General features: G+C 60.7%; 10 protein-coding genes. 6 read left to right on the top strand and 4 right to left on the bottom strand.

The genetic code is table 11. From position 1 onward, the window contains the following. Positions 1 to 34: 34 nt before the first annotated feature. The 3 genes from ASU33_RS02560 to ASU33_RS02550 all read left to right on the top strand — a co-directional run bounded on the left by ASU33_RS02560 (position 35) and on the right by ASU33_RS02550 (position 6,186). On the top strand, positions 35 to 1,234 hold the full coding sequence (locus tag ASU33_RS02560; RefSeq protein WP_078062812.1) for an efflux RND transporter periplasmic adaptor subunit: 1,200 nt from the start codon (positions 35 to 37) through the stop codon (positions 1,232 to 1,234). 225 nt (positions 1,235 to 1,459) lie between these two features. Continuing rightward, positions 1,460 to 4,579: an efflux RND transporter permease subunit gene (locus ASU33_RS02555; RefSeq protein ID WP_059067805.1), complete on the top strand. Its 3,120-nt coding sequence runs from the start codon at positions 1,460 to 1,462 to the stop codon at positions 4,577 to 4,579. A 185-nt stretch (positions 4,580 to 4,764) separates the two neighbouring features. Next, the gene (locus tag ASU33_RS02550) at positions 4,765 to 6,186 is read left to right on the top strand and encodes a TolC family protein (protein WP_160328119.1); all 1,422 of its coding nucleotides are present in this window, start codon (positions 4,765 to 4,767) and stop codon (positions 6,184 to 6,186) included. A 431-nt stretch (positions 6,187 to 6,617) separates the two neighbouring features. Here ASU33_RS02550 and ASU33_RS02545 read toward each other — a convergent pair whose 3' ends face one another. Together ASU33_RS02545 and ASU33_RS02540 are read right to left on the bottom strand one after the other, a co-directional pair. Further along, complete coding sequence (locus ASU33_RS02545) at positions 6,618 to 7,580, bottom strand: alpha/beta fold hydrolase (protein ID WP_059067801.1); 963 nt, start codon at positions 7,578 to 7,580, stop codon at positions 6,618 to 6,620. A gap of 468 nt (positions 7,581 to 8,048) precedes the next feature. Continuing rightward, a complete protein-coding gene (locus tag ASU33_RS02540) occupies positions 8,049 to 9,302 on the bottom strand; it encodes a zinc dependent phospholipase C family protein (protein ID WP_059067799.1) in 1,254 nt (417 codons plus the stop codon). 188 nt (positions 9,303 to 9,490) lie between these two features. Here ASU33_RS02540 and ASU33_RS02535 point away from each other — a divergent pair, with 188 nt between their 5' ends. Together ASU33_RS02535 and ASU33_RS02530 are read left to right on the top strand one after the other, a co-directional pair. Further along, complete coding sequence (locus ASU33_RS02535; RefSeq protein WP_059067797.1) at positions 9,491 to 10,054, top strand: fasciclin domain-containing protein; 564 nt, start codon at positions 9,491 to 9,493, stop codon at positions 10,052 to 10,054. A gap of 140 nt (positions 10,055 to 10,194) precedes the next feature. Then, positions 10,195 to 10,893, top strand: coding sequence for a TVP38/TMEM64 family protein (locus ASU33_RS02530; protein WP_059067795.1), 699 nt, complete (start codon positions 10,195 to 10,197; stop codon positions 10,891 to 10,893). A 134-nt stretch (positions 10,894 to 11,027) separates the two neighbouring features. Here ASU33_RS02530 and ASU33_RS02525 read toward each other — a convergent pair whose 3' ends face one another. Together ASU33_RS02525 and ASU33_RS02520 are read right to left on the bottom strand one after the other, a co-directional pair. Continuing rightward, a complete protein-coding gene (locus tag ASU33_RS02525; protein ID WP_059067794.1) occupies positions 11,028 to 11,237 on the bottom strand; it encodes a heavy-metal-associated domain-containing protein in 210 nt (69 codons plus the stop codon). A gap of 233 nt (positions 11,238 to 11,470) precedes the next feature. Beyond that, positions 11,471 to 11,761 (bottom strand): heavy metal-binding domain-containing protein, encoded by a 291-nt coding sequence (locus ASU33_RS02520; RefSeq protein WP_149867000.1) that lies wholly within the window; start codon positions 11,759 to 11,761, stop codon positions 11,471 to 11,473. A gap of 263 nt (positions 11,762 to 12,024) precedes the next feature. On the opposite strand from ASU33_RS02520, the gene ASU33_RS02515 reads away from it, so the two are divergent. Further along, a complete protein-coding gene (locus ASU33_RS02515) occupies positions 12,025 to 14,541 on the top strand; it encodes a heavy metal translocating P-type ATPase (protein ID WP_078062852.1) in 2,517 nt (838 codons plus the stop codon). Positions 14,542 to 14,543 lie beyond the last annotated feature (2 nt).

The following is a 14,543-nucleotide window of genomic DNA, read 5'->3' as shown; positions in this document are numbered from 1 at the left end:
ACCGACCTTTTTTGCTTCACCATTCACCCCTGTCATGCCTCAAATTGAGCCGTTAACCGACTCCGCAAACGTGCATAACGAGTACGACCACGAGCCCCGCCGAGGCGGAGCGTGGCGTTGGTGGCTGCTGGCTGCGGCCGTGGTTGCCGCGTTGGCTTTCGTTAAGTTTAAGTATTTCCCGGCTCCTTCGGCTGAGGGCGGCAAAGGCGGTGGCGGTGGCAAAGGCGGCCCCGGCGCTGGTGCTGCCAAAGGTGGTGGGCCCGGTGGCGCAGGCCGTGGCGGAGCGGTACCGGCGCAGGTGTTTGTGGTGCAGGCTACCCGCTTAACCGATGCCGTAGCCGCAACCGGCTCGGTACTGGCCGATGAGCAGGTTACGATTCGCAGCGAAATCAACGGACGCATCACCAGCCTCAACTTCCGCGAGGGACAACCCGTGAGCAAAGGCCAGCTGTTGCTCACCATCAACGCCGATGAGATTCAGGCGCAGTTGCAGAAACTCCGCTACAACATCAAGCTGTTCAGCGACCAGGAAAAGCGCCAGCGCACCCTGCTCGAGAAAGAATATATCAGCCAGCAAGAGTACGAGCAAAGCAACAACCAGCTGCTTACCGCCCGGGCCGATTTGCTGGCGCTGCAGGCTCAACTGGCCAAAGCCTATGTGCGGGCGCCCTTTAGCGGCATAGCGGGCCTGCGCTCCGTGTCGCAAGGTGCCTATGTGTCGCCCAACACGCCCATTACCACGGTATCGCGCATTACCCCCGTTAAGATTGACTTTGCCGTGCCGGGCCGCTACGCCGCCGCCGTGAAGGTGGGCGACCAGGTAGAAGTACTCGACGAAGCCAGCGGCAAGAAGTTCGAAGCCAAGGTTTACGCTATCAACCCGCAAATCGACCCGGTTTCGCGCACGCTCTCGGTACGCGCTACCTATCCCAACACCAAGCAAGAGTTGCGCCCCGGCGCGTTTGTGCGCGTCAACCTGCAAATCGGCCAAGTAGAGCAGGCCATCCAAATTCCGACTGAGTCGGTTTCGCCCGAAGCCAACGGCTACCGCGTGTACAAAGTGGTAGGTGGCAAGGCCCAGCCCCAACAGGTGAAAATTGGCATCCGCTCGGAGAAACTGATTCAAGTAACCGAGGGCTTGGCGGCCGGCGACACCGTGCTGCGCACCGGCATTTTGCAGGTTAAGCCCGGCGACAAAATCAAAGTACAGAAGAGCACCAACGAGGCGCTTTAGCACCTCAGCCAGTACGCCTGCTTTGCGCTCCTTGGTTGCAGCCTTCCCATCTTACCTAGGGTCGCTACCGAACAGCTACCACGCCGATGGAGTTGTGCACGTAGTGGGCGGAGCGGCGGCGCGAACCTTTAAGCGCCTGATTAAGCCTTTGGCGAGTTGGGTTGTCCAACAACCTAGGCGTGCAGCGTCTTTCTACTTTCTAGTATTTCACCGAAGCTTTCATAGATGAGTTTATCATCCACCAGCATTAGCCGGCCAGTACTCGCCATCGTGATGAGTCTGGTCATTGTGCTCTTCGGCGTAATCGGCTACCGCTACCTATCGGTACGTGAGTACCCGAGCGTCGATCCACCGATTATCACGGTGTCGTCGAACTACACGGGTGCCTCGGCCGACGTTATCCAGTCGCAGGTAACCGAACCGCTGGAAGAAGCCCTGAACGGCATTGCGGGCATCAAGAACCTGACCTCGACCTCGCGCGACGGCCGCTCAACCATTACGGTTGAGTTCGACCTGGAAACCGACCTCGAAGCCGCCGCCAACGACGTGCGCGACAAGGTATCGGGCGCCGCTGGCCGCTTGCCCCGCGACATGGACCCGGCTACCGTGAGCAAGGCCAACGCCGACTCGCAGCCGATTGTGATGACTTACCTCAGCTCGGATAGCCGCACGCTGCTCGAGCTAACCGACTACGCCAACAACGTACTGAAAGAGCGCCTGCAGACGATTCCGGGCGTATCGGAGGTGCGCGTGTACGGCGAGCGGAAGTATTCCATGCGCCTGTGGCTCGATCCGGTGCGCCTTACGGCCCTAGGTGTAAGCCCCGTGGAGGTGCAGCAGGCCTTGGCCCGCGAAAACGTAGAACTGCCCTCGGGCGCGGTGCAGGGCACCAACACCCAGCTCACGTTGCGCACAATGGGCCGCCTCACGTCGGAAAAGGACTTCAACAACCTGATTCTGCGCCGCGACTCTACTTCGCTCATTCGCATGTCGGATGTGGGTTACGCCGAGTTGTACCCCGAAAACGACCAAACCATTTTCCGGGTGAACGGCGTGCCGATGGTGGGCATGGCCGTAATTCCGCAGCCGGGCTCCAACCAAATTGAAATTGCCGACGAGTTCAACAAGCGCCTCGAGCAGTACCGCGGCGACTTGCCCAAGGACCTGAAGCTGAGCCCTGGCTTCGATAACTCCATCTTCATCCGCAACTCGCTCAACGAGGTGAAGCACACCATCTTCGAGGCCTTTGTGCTCGTGGTGGTTATCATCTTCCTGTTCTTGCGCGACTGGCGCTCTACGCTGATTCCGGTAGTGGCCATTCCGGTGTCGTTGGTGGGTATCTTCTTCGTGATGTACCTGCTCAACTTCTCCATCAACGTGCTGACCATGCTGGGCATCGTACTGGCCATTGGCCTGGTGGTCGACGACGCCATTGTGGTGCTCGAGAATATCTATGCCCGCATCGAGGCGGGCGAGTCGCCAATGGAGGCTGCCCAAAAAGGCTCGGCCGAAATCTTTTTCGCCATTGTATCCACCACGGTGGTACTGGCGGCGGTGTTTTTGCCGGTGGTGTTCCTCGAGGGCATCACGGGCCGCTTGTTCCGCGAGTTTGGTATTGTGGTAGCGGGTTCGGTGTTGATTTCGGCGTTTGTGTCGCTCACGCTCACGCCCATGATGTGCTCGCGCTTGCTGAAGCACCAAGAGCAGCATAACTGGTTTTATCGCAAAACCGAGCCCTTCTTCGAGAAACTCACCAACGGCTACCGCAGCAGCCTCGAGTCGTTTTTGGCGGCGCGTAAGTGGGCATGGCTGGTGGTGTTGGCTACCCTAGGTGGCTCTTACTACTTTTTCCAAACCATTCCATCGGAGTTGGCGCCGGTAGAAGACCGCAGCCGCATCAACGTAAACGCCACCGGTCCCGAAGGCGCTTCGTTTGAGTTCATGGACCAGTACATGGCCAAACTGACGAAGATTGTACTCGATTCGACGGACCAGAACCTGAGCAGCGTATTTACGGTAACCTCGCCGGGCTTTGGCGGCGGCGGCGGCACCAACTCGGGCATTGCTCGCGTGCTGCTGGTAGATGCCGACAAGCGCGAAGAAACCCAGCAGCAGCTCAACGATGTGCTAAGCGCCGGCGTGAAGCAGCTGTCGGAAGCCCGCACCTCGGTGTCGCAGGATCAGAGCATTGGCTCGGGCGGCGGTGGCGGCCTGCCGGTGCAGTTTGTAGTGCAAACCCAGGATTTTGACAAGCTACGCACGGTCGTACCTAAGTTCCTCGAAGCGGCTCGCCAGGACCCAACTTTCCAGTTCGTGGATGTGAACCTGAAGTTCAACAAACCCGAACTGCGCGTAATCATCGACCGCGAAAAGGCCCAAACCCTAGGTGTATCGGTGCAGGATATTTCGCAAGTGCTGCAGGCCGGGCTTAGCGGCCAGCGCTACGGCTATTTTATCCGGGAGGGCAAGCAGTACCAGATTATTGGGCAGGTAGCGCGCGAAAACCGCAACCAACCCCTCGACGTGCGCCTGCTGACGGTGAAAAGCCGCACTGGCCAACTGGTACAGCTCGACAACGTGATTCGCCTGGAAGAAAGCAGCACGCCGCCGCAGCTGTTCCGCTTCAACCGCTACAACTCGGCTACGTTCTCGGCCTCGCTGGCCAAGGGCAAAACCCTGGGCGACGGCATTGCCGCCATGCGCAACATAGCGCAGGAAAACCTCGACGACTCGTTCTCGACGGAGCTTTCGGGCGCCTCGCGCGACTTTGAGGAAAGCTCTTCGTCGCTGCTGTTCGCCTTTGGCTTGGCCTTGCTGCTGATTTACCTCACGCTGGCGGCCCAGTTCGAAAGCTTCAAGGACCCCGCCATCATCATGGTAACGGTGCCGCTGGCCTTGGCCGGTGCCTTGCTCAGCCTGTGGTACTTCAACCAGTCGCTCAACATCTTCTCGCAAATCGGCGTGATCATGCTGATTGGTCTGGTTACCAAAAACGGCATCCTGATTGTGGAGTTTGCCAACCAGCGCGCCGAGCAGGGTGTGCACTACATGGAGGCACTTGTGGAAGCTTCGGCTACGCGCTTCCGCCCCATCATGATGACTTCGCTGTGCGCCATCCTAGGTATTCTGCCGATTGCGCTGGCCACGGGTGCTGGCGCGCTTAGCCGCCGCGCCATGGGTATTGGGGTAGTGGGCGGTTTGCTGTTCTCCACCATCCTCACGCTGTACATCGTACCGGTGATGTACTCGTACTTCGCTACGGCCAAGAACCGCAAAGCCCACGTGCAGCCCGAGGAAGAAGCCCAGGTGCCCAACAAGCCGGTGAAAGAGCCGGCAGTGGCGTAATTGCATGGCTGAGCGGTGCCTGGTACAGCGCCCGTAAGCCGAAGGCTTGCGGCGCTTGGCTGGGCACCGCTCGGCGTGCTTGCAGCCCCCGCTTCGTACCCTCCCTGTTCAAGTTTAGCCTTCTAGCTTTAGCTGCTAGTTTTCAGTTAGCCTCCCGAATGCAGCTCACCGCTCGATTTTTCTCTTTGTCTCGCTTGTCGCTTTTCCTAGGTGCGACGCTGCTGGCGCCCTTGCTGGCAGCCGCCCAGCAAGGGCGCCAGCAGCCCATCACGCCGGTGCCAAACCCTGGCCCGCAAACCGCGCAACCCCGCACGGTACCGCCGGGCCCGGCGTTGTCGTTGCAAGAGGCCATTCGCATCGGCCTCGAAAACAACTACGGCATTCGGATTGCGCAGCGCGACGAGCAGATTGCACGCAACAACGTAACGCGCGGCAATGCTGGTCAGCTGCCCATCGTCAACGGCAACTTTACGCGCAACTACACCATCAACAACGTTCGGCAAGAAGCCTCGAATCGACCCGAGCCGAGCGTAGCCCAAGGTGCCCGCTCCAACCAGCTGAACGGCAACGTGGCGCTAACCTGGACGGTGTTCGACGGCCTGGGCATGTTTATTGCCTACGACCGGCTGCGCACCCTCGAGGCGCAGCAGCAGCAGTTTACGCGCGCCACCGTGGAGCAAACCATTGCCGACATCACCGATGCTTACTTTGCGGTGGTGCGCGAGTCGGGCAAAATTCGGGCGTTTGAGGAAGCCCTGAAAATTGGCCAGGCCCGCATCGATCTGACACAGGCCCAGGTGAATGTAGGCGTAGCGGCCAAGGTAGAGCTGCTCACCGCGCAAGTCGATTTCAACGCCGACCGCTCGGCCCTTATTCAGCAGCAGGAACTGCTAGCCACGGCTAAGGTGAACCTGAACAACCTGCTGAGCCGCACGCCCGCAACCGACTTCAGCCCTGCCGACTCAATTGTAGTAACCAACAGCTTAGCACGCGAGGCTGTGTTGCAGGGCATTCAGCAACGCAACAGCCAGCTGCAACAGGCCCGCCTAGGTGTAGACATTGCCAACTTCGACCGGCGCCTGATTGCCGCCACTCGTTGGCCGCAAGTAAACCTAACCAGCGGCTACGGCCTCAACCGTAACGTAAACGGCGCGGCGTTTTTCGGGGGCAACCTGATTACCAACACCGGCCGCACGCAGGGCTTCAACTACGGGGTGGTAGCCACAGTGCCGATCTTCGACGGTTTCAACCGCCGCCGCCTCGAGCAGAACGCCCGCATTGCCATCGAGCAAAGCCAGCTGCGCCTCGATCAGACGCAGTTGAACGTGAACTCGGCAGCCGAGCAAGCCTACCTGCAGTATCAAAACCGCCTGCAGCTGCTGCAGCTCGAAGAAGACAACATTCGGCTGGCCCGCCAGAACGTGGCCATTGCGTTGGAGCGCTACCGCCTAGGTCTGCTGGCCCCGTTGGCCTTGCGCGAGGCCCAGCGCAACCAGCTGAACGCCGAAGCGCGCCTGCTCGATGCGCGCTTCAACGCCAAACAAGCCGAAACGGTGCTGCGACAACTCAGCGGCGAGCTGGTGCAGGAGCCCACGCAAGCGCGCTAATTGGCCCTAGGTTGTCCCAAGCCAAACGCCCGACTCTCTACGGCGAGGGTCGGGCGTTTTTGTGTGCAGTCTGCGCCAGCTTCTTAATCAAAGCACAGAGCGTAACCGGGCTATGGCAGTCCTTTAAAGGATTCGTCCACTCCGCATAGTCCACTCTTTGGCCCGTCATGCAGAGGCGCAGGCGAAGCATCTTGCCGGATAGCATTCGACTATCTAGTGTCAGCACGCGAGATGCTTCGCTGTTGGCTCTGCATGACGTTCTTCTTGATCCTTTGTGAACATTTGGCGCGGATTTGATGAAGCTTGGCAATATGTAATTGCGGAAACCTAGAGTTGCCAAAAAGCTGCTTGGTTGCAAGGATATGGCCTAGGCAAACGGCCCCGGCTAGCATTGCTAACCGGGGCCGTTTGCCTAGGCCACTTATCGGCACCTACACCTTGCGGGGCAGCTTTTTCAGCCAGCCGGCAATGGCTTTGCCTACGGCTTCGGGCTCCTCTACAAACGGCACGTGGCCGGTTTGCATTTGGGCCACTTGCTGGTTGGGAAAGCGGAACAGCTTGTAGTGCTCGGGGCCTACGCAGTTGTCGATTTTGCCGGTTACTACCAGCACCGGGGCTTTGATCTGAGGCGTTAGCTCCAGGAAGTTTTTGCGGTAATCGGGCAGGCTGAAGCCGTAGGAGCCGAACTCGCCGGTGCCGGGGTTGCCTTTATCAGCTTCGGTTACTTTTTGGTGGCCTTCGAGGGTTTTGTACTGCAGCTTCTGCCAGATTTCGGGCTTCATCTGCGGCATCAGCATCCCAAACCGCTCCTCCGCCGACTTGGCGGCATCTTGCAACGGAGCCTTGGCCTCGGCGGGCAGGTAGGGCAAGGCACCAGCCACGGTGTTTTTCATGGCCTCCTCAAGCGAGAGCGTGCAGTTGAGCAGCATCAGGCCTTGCACGCGCTGGGGGTAGCGGGCGGCGTACTCGGTGGCAATGGTACCGCCGAAGGAGTGCGCCATCAGCAGCCACTTCTCCAGGCCGAGCTGCTGGCGTAGCTCTTCCAAATCCTGCACCTGGCGCTCGAGCGAGTAGTTCTTGTTGGGGTCGTTGGGGGTGCGGCCGCTGCCGCGCTGGTCGTACCACACCATCTGCAGCTTGTCCTTCACCAGTGGGTCGATGAAGGTTTCGGGCATGCCACTCCAGGCGCCGGGGCCGCCGTGGATAAACACGCACGGCAAGCCTTTGCCCGTGATTTTGGTGAAGAGGCGGATGCCGTCGGAGGTGGTGATGGTGGGCGTGCCGTTGGCAAGCGCGGGCTTGGGGCCGTCGGAGGCCAAGGCGGCGCCGGTAGTCAGCAGCAATAGCAGCAACAGCGCCATGCGCCGTAGCTGCCCTAGGTGTGCAATAAGCATACGTGTGGGAAAGGTGTTGAGAGAGCCGCAAAGGTATTGGCAAACCAGGCTGGTTACCCAACCAAGGCTATAACTCACCTAGGGCTTTTTTCCTGCAGGCCGAATTGCTGCGGCTGTCATTCTGAGGCCCTGCTCGAAGGACCTTCTCACACTTGCACAAGCACAACAGCACGGCGTGCGGAGCGCTATTGAACCGCTCAGAACAAGAACGTCATTCTGAGCAAAGCGAGGAATTTTGCGTGCTGATGCCAGATAGCATAACTATCCGGCGAGATGCTTAGCTACGCTGACCTGCGGTTCGGCTGCGCCTCTGCATGGCGGGTTGCTGGGCCTAGGGCCATCGTTCAAGCGTCAGCCCAACGATTGTCAACCACCCCAGCGTCTGCTCCGCAGCCGCGTTTGCTCCTCATCTGAGGAGGGGAGTTGCGTTTTGGCAGCACTGCTTTGCTCGCCGGTGCTTGCTTTTGGCTACGGCTTCCAACTGCGCAATTGCTGCAGGGCCTGCTGGGTTTGGGCGTAGGTTTTGGTTTCGCGCTCTTCTTCGGAAGAAATAGGTTGCACGGGGTTGTCGAAGAAGAGGAGTACGTTGTGCTGCACGGCCGGCGTAACGGCGGCAAATTTGTCGTCGGCGAGGCGGCGTACCCACTCGCCGTAGGTTTCGTCGGTGAGGGAGTACTCGCCGGCGCGGGTGGGTTTGCCCGTGTCGAAATCGGTGTTGGCAAGCCGCGGCGGCGCAGTGGCTTGCTGCTGCTCGGCGGCGGTGCAGTACTGCTGCAACACCGTCCGGAAGCTTTGCCGGAAAAATTGCTGGGCCTCGGACGTGGGCAGCTTGAAAGCAAACGGCTTCAGGGGGCCGATTTTGGGAATAATGCGTACCACCACACTCAGCATGCGGGCGCCCAGGCCGGGCCGCTGGTAAGCGCCGCCAAACTCGCGGCGGTACTGCCGCGCGCTGTAGCGGTACACGTAGTCGCGGCGGCGGGCATTGCGGCTCAGCTTCCGGATTTCATCGCGCTGGCTGTGCCAGGCGGCGCGGGTAGCCGTTGGTATCAGCTGGCTGATGCTAAAGCGGTACGAGGCAATGCTCAAATCTACGTTGGCAATGGCTTGGCCCAGCTTGAGGCCGTAGGTAGCCAGGAAAGCACGCTCCAGCACCTCCTTGCTCACCTTAAAGCCAATGGCGTTGTGGTAGTCGTCGGAGCGGTAGCGGCCGGCAGCCACCTGCACCACATCGAAGGCAAACTCGAGCTGGGTGTGCTGCTTGGGGGCTTCTTCGTAGGTGATGACGGGGCCGTAGTTCGCCGCTAGCTCGGGGTACACCGAGGCCATGGCGCGGTTGGTGCCCTCGGGGTGGCCGTAGATGTCGGACACGTAGTGGGCCAGCGCACCTAGGGCAAAGGCGTACTCGTCGCGAGTGCGGGCCGAGTCGAGCAGGGCGCGCACGAAGTCGCCGCTGCGCACGTAGTGCGTAAGGTTGGTAAAGAGCTTGGAGCCGAACGGGTAAAAACCCATGTCCTGAATGATGGCGCCGCCGTAGGCGTGGGCTTTGGCCTCGCGCAGCTCATCGGGGGTAGCCCCCGGAAAACGCCGCTCGATGGTGGGTACCAAACACCGACGCCACGTGGAATCGATGTTGGCCATGTGGGTAAGCACCGAGTACCCGTGGGCTGGCAATGCGGCAAGCCACCCCAGGAGCAAGCAGGCCCCAAACAATATGCGCATAGGTGTGTGTGGTGCGGCCCCGTGCCCGGCCCGGTGCCCGGCTCGGCGGCAACGCTGCTAATACGCACCCTTGTTGCATAAGTTGATTGCGCTATATAGTGCTGGTCTGCCGCGTTGCAACCCTGCCTACCTAGGCGCGTAGGCTGTAGCTATTCTCCTTCCGATCAGTCCATTAAACCCACCCCAACATGAGCAAGCATTTTGTAGCTGCCGCGCTGTTGGCCGGCTGCTTCGCCCTAGGAGCCCCCAACACGGCCACCGCCCAAACTGGCGACGCCGTAACGGCCACTGCCCGCGGCAACCTCGAGGGCATGGCCCGCCTTTCCGAGCGCCATACCACCATCCTGAAAGCCCTGCAAGCCTCGGGGCTGACCGAAAAAGCCCGCGGCACCGAGAAATACACCGTATTTGCACCCAACAACGCCGCCTTTGATAAGCTACCCGCCGGCCAGCTCAGCGAACTGATGCGCCCGGCCAGCAAAGACCGCCTTGCCCAGCTGATTGCCCACCACGTGGTGCCCGGCAGCTACCTGGCCGCCAATCTGCAAGACGGCATGCAGCTTACCACGGTGCTGGGCGAAACCCTAACCGTGCGTCGCTCCGGCGACACCATCACCATTACCGACGCCACCGGCCATTCAGCCACCATGCTCAACGACGACATCGTGGCCACGAACGGTATTGTGCACACCCTCGATGCGGTGCTGATGCCCGATAATCCGCTGCCCGCTGGCAAGGCCACGCGCAAGTAGCGTACTCAGCCAGCCCCCATTTAGCAACCCGCCGAGCACCTTGCACAAGGTGGTTGGCGGGTTATTGGTTGTTTAGCGCGGCCTCTGGCTAAACTCAGCCGCCGTGTTGCCGTTAGCAGGGGCACACTCCGTTGCAGCTTATGCCCGCTACATCCCCCGCTGATCAGAAATCGTCGCGCCTGCCGCTCTACATTTCCCTAGGTATAATTGGCTCGTTGGTGGCTTGCTACTTTTTGTGGCCGGCTTTTCAGGAGCAAGTGCAGGCGGGTTGGGCGGCGCTGCGCAGCGGCGAGCAAAAACAAGTCGCGCAATGGGTGCAGCAGTTTGGCTATTGGGGCCCGGTGGTGCTGGTGCTGGCCATGATTGCGCAGATGTTTCTGGTGGTTATCAACAACGCGCTGTTGATTTTGGTAGCCATACTGGCCTACGGCCCTGTTTGGGGCGCGGCGCTGGCTTGGGCGGGGGTAATTATCACTTCCAGCGTGGGCTACTGGATTGGGCGTGGCCTCGGTGAGGCATTTGTGACCAGACTGGTAGGCCAAAAGAACGAAAAGAAAGTAGCCGACTTTGTAGAACGCTACGGCTTGGGTGCGGTGGCGGTGGCGCGCCTTACGCCCATTATTTCTAACGATGCCATCAGCTTTGTGGCCGGCGTGGCGCGCATGGGCTACTTCAAGTTCATCGGCGTAACGGCGGTAGCCATTTTGCCACTAATTGGGCTGCTCGCTTACCTGGGCCAGGACAGTCAGCGTCTGAAAACCGGTTTGCTGTGGGTATCGGGCGTGGGGCTGCTCATCTTCGGCGGTTACATCTGGTGGGATAAGCGCCGCCGTAAGTAGCGCCCTAGGTGCTAAGCTCGGAGCAGTGGTATGGCACCTATGGCTAGGCCAGTGCAGCATCGGCCGGAAACACGCAGGCCCGCCAAAACCTGAGTTCGGCGGGCCCATGGACGGTTGGCGGGTTAGCGCTTCGGCTAAGCCTGCTGAATTTCGAACCCGGCTTCCTGCACGGCTTCTAGTACTTGCTGCGCGGTGGTGCTGTTGGCTTGTACCGTCAGGGTTTTGTCGGGCACGCTGGTGTCAACCTGCCAGTTGCCTTGGCCGGCCACCTGGTTGAGGGTGGGCGTAACGGCTTTGATGCAGCCACCGCAGTTGATATTGGTTTTAAAACGAAGGGTGTTCATGGCGAGGATGCTTAGGCTATTGTGGGCAGCACCCGGCCGCCCGTACTTCTACAACGTCAAAACTAAGCCCTAGGTGCGGCGCTGCTGGTATAGGATTAGCGGCCGGCGCTTACAACATTTCTGCTGCTTTTGAGGCAGGTAACACGCTACCCCGTTGGCCTTGCTGTTGCTTAAACTAAAAGGCCGCGCACCAGCCTGGTGCGCGGCCTTTGCTGGCTGATACGGCCGCTAAATTAGGATTGCTTTTCCAGGTCCATGCCACACTTGGGGCACTTGCCGGGCTGGTTGCTTACGCCGCCTTCGCACTGCATGGGGCACACGTAGCTGGTGGTTTGGCCGGTGTTGGTTTGGTCACCGGTGCCGCCTTCCGTGCCGGGGCGCGCTACCTCGTCGGTGGGCTGCTCAATCTTGGCCGAATCGGCGGTTGCCGCTGTAGGGGCAGCGGTGTCCACCTCGTTGGTGGGCTTGTTGTTGCAGGCGGTGAGCAGGCTGGCGGCGAGCAGCAGCGAGAAAAGCTTGTTCATGTTTATGGTTTGAAGCTGAGAGTAGCCAATGGTTGGGTTGCCAGCCACAAAGGTACGATTCCGCCGCTGAGCCTTGCACCGAACCGAATTGTATAAGCCCTTGCGTACCATTCTGTACAAAGCCCCGAGCAGCAGAAAAATCCCGTACGACGCGGCGTACAATTCCGTACCGCCGTGGCCCTAGGTCGTTGCGTTCTTTGTAGTGTCGGAAGGCTACTTGTTTTCCGCCGCTTATCACCCCGAACTTCCCCCTTGCCATGACCATGCAACGCGACCCTGTATGCGGCATGAGCGTGGATGCCACCAAGGCCACCCACCGCTCGCACCACGCCGGGCAAGACCATGTCTTCTGCTCCGCGTCCTGCAAATTGAAATTCGACGCTTCCCCAGGAGCTTACCTGCAGCCCGAGCCTGCCATGGCTGTTGCCGAGGCCAGCACTGCCCAGCACCTAGGGCGCACGCACCACCCCACCCCTGCTCCTCCGGCCCCAATGTCAGCACCTAGCCAACCTACCCGCACCGAAACCCTCGACATAGAAGGCATGACGTGCGCCTCGTGCGTAAACTTTGTGGAGCGGGCCCTCAACCGCACGCCCGGTGTGGAGCGAGCGGTGGTAAACCTCGCCACCGAAAAGGCCACCGTAGCGTACCACCCCACGCAAACCGACCGAGCCGCGCTGGAGGCGGCCGTGGTAAATGCCGGCTTCGGCGTGGCGGCGCCGCCTGCCCTCACCACCTCGGCCGCCGAGCGCAACGAGGAGTTGGAGCGCCAGAAAGCCGCCGCCTTTGCCAAGCTGAAGCGCCGCTTTGGGGTGGCCGCCGCCCTTACGGCTGTTATTATGCCGGCTTCCATGCTGATGCTGTGGCCCGCCCTGATGGCCCGCATTTCCATGACGGCCTTGAACTATGCGCTGCTGCTGCTCACGGTGCCGGTGCTGCTTTACAGCGGGCGCGAGTTCTACACTTCGGCCTGCCACGCCTTTCACCACCGCGCCGCCAACATGGATACCCTAATTGCTGTGGGCACCGGCGCGGCGTTTCTCTACAGCCTGGTAGCCACGGTAGCCCCGCAGGTGTTTACCAGCCGCGGCATTATACCCGAGGTGTACTACGATACCACGGCCACCATCATCACGCTCATTCTGCTGGGCAAGGTGCTGGAGCTGCGCGCCAAAACGCAAACCTCGGCCGCTATCCGCAAGCTTATCGGCCTGCAAGCCCGCACCGCCCGCGTGCTGCACCCCGATGGCCAAGAGGCCGACGTGCCCATTGAGCAGCTGCGCCTGAACGATGTGGTGCTGGTGCGCCCCGGCGAGAAAGTAGCCACCGATGGCGTGGTGCTCGAAGGCCGCTCGGCTGTGGATGAAGCCATGCTCACCGGCGAAAGCCTGCCTGTGGCGAAGCAGCCCGGCGACAACGTGTTCGGTGCTACGCTCAACAAAACCGGCTCGTTCCGCTTTCGAGTTACCAAAGTGGGGGCCGATACCATGCTGGCGCACATCATCAAGATGGTGGAAGATGCGCAAGGCTCCCGCGCCCCCATTCAGCGCCTGGCCGATAAAATCAGCGCCATCTTCGTGCCCACGGTGGTGGTAATTGCCCTCCTCACCTTTGTGCTGTGGTTCGACCTAGCCCCGGTGGAGGCGCGCCTGCCGCTGGCCTTGGTCAATTTTGTGGCCGTGCTGATTATCGCCTGCCCTTGTGCCCTAGGTCTGGCTACGCCCACCGCCATTATGGTAGGCTCGGGCAAAGGCGCCGAACACGGCGTGCTGGTACGCAATGCCGAGGCCCTCCAGAAAGCGCACCAGGTTACGGCCGTGCTGCTCGATAAAACCGGCACCATTACCCGCGGCGAACCCAGCGTAACCGACTTTGTGCCCACCCTAGGTGCTACCGCGCCGGCCCAGCTCTTGGCCCTGCTCGCAGCCGTAGAGCGGCAATCGGAGCACCCGCTGGCCGAGGCCGTGGTGCGCTACGCCGAGCAGCAAGGCACCGAAAAGCTAGCAGCAACCGAGTTTGAGGCTTACGAAGGCCGCGGCGCCGGCGCCACCGTGGCGGGGCAGCAGGTACTCATCGGCAACCGCCGCCTGCTGGCCGAGCACCACATTGTGCTTACGCCCGAGCAAGAGCAGCAGGCCGAGCGTTTGCTCAAAGAAGTCAAAACCGTGCTCTACGCAGCCGTAGGCGGGCAATTAGCTGCCATGGTAGCCGTGGCCGACACAGTGCGCGAATTCTCGCGGGCGGCCATTCAGCGGCTGCAGGGGCTGGGCATTGAGGTGGTGATGATGACCGGCGACAATCGCCACACCGCCGCCAAAGTGGCCGAGCAAGTGGGCATTAAGCGCTACTTCGCCGAGGTGCTGCCGCAGGATAAAGCCAGCAAGGTGAAGGAGTTGCAAGCCGAAGGCCACACCGTAGCCATGGTAGGCGACGGCATTAACGATGCACCGGCGCTGGCCCAAGCCGATGTAGGCATGGCGATTGGCTCGGGCACCGATGTAGCCATGGAGGCAGCCAGCATCACGCTCATGCGCTCCGATTTGCAGGGTGTGGTTACGGCTATTAGCCTCTCGCGCCAAACCATCCGCATCATCAAGCAAAACCTGTTCTTCGCCTTCGTCTACAACACCCTAGGTATTCCGGTGGCGGCGGGCCTGCTCTACCCCTTCTTCGGTATTCTGCTCTCGCCCATGCTGGCGGCCGCGGCCATGGCGCTTAGCTCGGTGTCGGTGCTCACCAACTCGCTGCGGCTGCGCGGCTTCAAAGCCGAACAACTGTAGCA

Source organism: Solirubrum puertoriconensis (genome assembly GCF_001483135.1).
Taxonomy (GTDB): domain Bacteria; phylum Bacteroidota; class Bacteroidia; order Cytophagales; family Hymenobacteraceae; genus Solirubrum; species Solirubrum puertoriconensis.
Note: the sequence above shows the minus strand (reverse complement) of the source record. Positions and strands in the feature narration are given on the sequence as shown.